Source organism: Blautia sp. ZXY-1-B12, from assembly GCF_056339915.1.
The window spans coordinates 1-2,599 of the sequence record NZ_JBWJVP010000087.1; the positions used below are offsets into that span (position 1 = coordinate 1).

General features: G+C 52.4%; 4 protein-coding genes. All 4 read left to right on the forward strand.

What is annotated here, in order from left to right; translation table 11 throughout:
* Positions 1-99 (forward strand): DUF3851 family protein (locus AC075L_RS05885; RefSeq protein WP_476387340.1); only part of this gene is annotated, 99 nt, incomplete at its 5' end.
* Entirely contained in the window at positions 92-1,828 is a 1,737-nt protein-coding gene (locus AC075L_RS05890) for a C40 family peptidase (RefSeq protein WP_457799211.1), read from the forward strand. The genes AC075L_RS05885 and AC075L_RS05890, both read left to right, overlap by 8 nt.
* A gap of 28 nt (positions 1,829-1,856) precedes the next feature.
* Positions 1,857-2,114 (forward strand): DUF4315 family protein, encoded by a 258-nt coding sequence (locus AC075L_RS05895; protein ID WP_009003366.1) that lies wholly within the window; start codon positions 1,857-1,859, stop codon positions 2,112-2,114.
* Positions 2,104-2,599 (forward strand): DUF4366 domain-containing protein (locus AC075L_RS05900; RefSeq protein WP_476387339.1); only part of this gene is annotated, 496 nt, incomplete at its 3' end. The genes AC075L_RS05895 and AC075L_RS05900, both read left to right, overlap by 11 nt.

Genomic DNA, 2,599 nt, shown 5'->3' on the forward strand with positions numbered 1-2,599 from the left:
CTGTCCGGCTGTATGTTCAACGATCCTGTGGGAATGGCCATTTATGCAGAGCTGCACTACATGATGTCTTCCCTCATGCTGGGAGAATGGTTTGAATAAAGAGCCGCGCCTGCGCTTTACTGATGAGGAACGGTCTGATCCTGCACTGGAAAAGCCGATCCGTAAAGCGGAGAAAGCTGCGGCCAGAGCAGATAAGGCGCAGGCCAATATCCCAAAGAAAAAGGTCAGGCAGACGGTCATTGACCCGGATACCGGAAAAAAGACCTCGAAGCTGACCTTTGAGGACAAGAAAAAGCCACATTCCAAAGTTTCTCAAGGAGTCAGGGAAGCTCCCGTCCATCTGGTTGCGGGCAAGCTCCACAAAGAGATCCGGGAAACAGAGCAGGACAATGTGGGCGTGGAAAGCGCCCACAAGTCCGAGGAGGCGGTGGAGACCGGCGCTTATCTGGTGCGGGAGGGCTATCGCGGCCACAAGCTGAAGCCGTACCGCAAAGCAGCACAGGCAGAGCGCCAACTGGAAAAGGCAAATGTAAATGTTCTGTACCAGAAATCTTTGCAGGAAAATCCCCAGTTTGCCAGCAATCCGCTTTCTCGCTGGCAGCAAAAGCAGGCCATCAAAAGGCAGTATGCCGCCGCCAAACACGCCGGTCAGACTGCCGGAAATACCGCCCAGGCTGCGTCCAAAACCGGAAAAGCCGCAAGGACGGTGAAAGAAAAGGCACAGCAGGCAGGGGCGTTCGTCATGCGCCACAAGAAGGGTTTCCTGATGGCAGGGGTTTTGTTTCTCATTACCTGTATGCTGATGAATACCATGTCCTCCTGCTCCATGATGGCGCAGAGCATCGGTTCCGTTCTCTCCGGCACCACTTATCCGTCGGATGACCCGGAAATGCTGGCAGTGGAGGCAGATTATGCAGCCAGAGAAGTCCAGTTGCAGGAGGAAATCGACAACATTGAAAGCAGCCACCCAGGGTATGACGAGTATCGCTATGACCTTGGTATGATCGGCCATGACCCTCATGAGCTGGCAGCATTTCTGTCTGCCGTCTTGCAAGGTTACACCCAGCAGAGCGCTCAGGCAGAGCTGGCGCGTGTGTTTGCAGCACAGTATCAGCTGACGCTTACTGAGGAAGTGGAGATTCGCTACCGCACGGAGACCTCCACCGACCCGGAGACCGGCGAGACCACCTCAGAAGAAGTCCCCTATGAGTATTACATTTTGAATGTGAAACTCACCAGCAAGCCCATTTCCGCTGTGGCGTCGGAGTTACTGACCCCGGAGCAGATGGAAATGTATCAGGTTTACCGGCAGACCATGGGCAATAAGCCGTTGTTGTTTGGCGGCGGTTCCCCTGATACCAGCGGCTCGGAAGATCTGTCCGGTGTGCAGTTCATTAACGGTACCCGCCCCGGCAATCCTCAGCTGGTGGAACTGGCCAAGCGTCAGGTGGGCAATGTGGGCGGCTATCCTTATTGGAGCTGGTATGGCTTTGACAGCCGCGTGGAGTGGTGCGCCTGCTTTGTATCCTGGTGTTATAACCAGGCTGGAAAAAGTGAACCGCGCTTTGCAGGCTGTGAGTGGCAGGGCGTTCCGTGGTTCCAGTCTCATGGACAATGGGGTGCAAGAGGCTATAACAATCTGGCTCCCGGAGATGCAATTTTCTTTGATTGGGATTTGGATGGGACAGCAGACCATGTGGGTATCGTGATCGGTACGGATGGCAGCCGTGTTTATACGGTGGAGGGAAATTCCGGCGATGCCTGCAAGATCAAAAGTTATGACCTGAATTATCAAAGTATTAAGGGCTACGGCCTGATGAACTGGTAACAGACTTTGTGGAAAGGAGTGAACGGTTATGGCAAAAAACAAAATTGAACGTATCGACCAGGAAATTGAGAAAACCCGTGAGAAGATTGCGGAATATCAGGAAAAGCTCAAGACCCTGGAAGCACAGAAAACGGAGGCAGAGAATCTGGAAATCGTTCAGATGGTTCGTGCGTTACGCATGACTCCAGCACAGCTGAACGCTATGCTTTCCGGTGGAATGAACCACGGCAGAGATACAGCACTGTCGGAATCAAATAATCAGGAGGTTACCGCTTATGAAGAATAAAAGAATTTGCAAAACACTTTCCGCCCTTTGCCTGACAATGGTTGTGGCATTTGGCTTTACGATCCCTGCTTTCGCACAGGGGTCAGAACAGGCTCCGGCGGCACCGGCAGAGGATTCTACCAATGACAGCAATGTGATTGTGGAAGAAACAGAACAGGCACCGGCACTTACACCGGAGGGGAATGCGGCATTGGTGGATGATTTTGGAGGCAATAAGCAGCTTATTACTGTTACGACCAAAGCTGGCAACTATTTTTACATTTTGATCGACAGGGCTAATGAGGATAAAAAGACTGCTGTTCACTTTCTGAACCAGGTGGATGAAGCGGATTTGATGGCATTGATGGAAGATGAAAATGTCAAAGAGGAGCCGGCTGCTGTGTGTAGCTGCACGACAAAATGTGAAGCAGGGGCAGTCAATACGGCCTGCCCGGTCTGCGCAACTGATAAGAGTAAATGTACGGGCAAAGCACCGGAACCTCCGG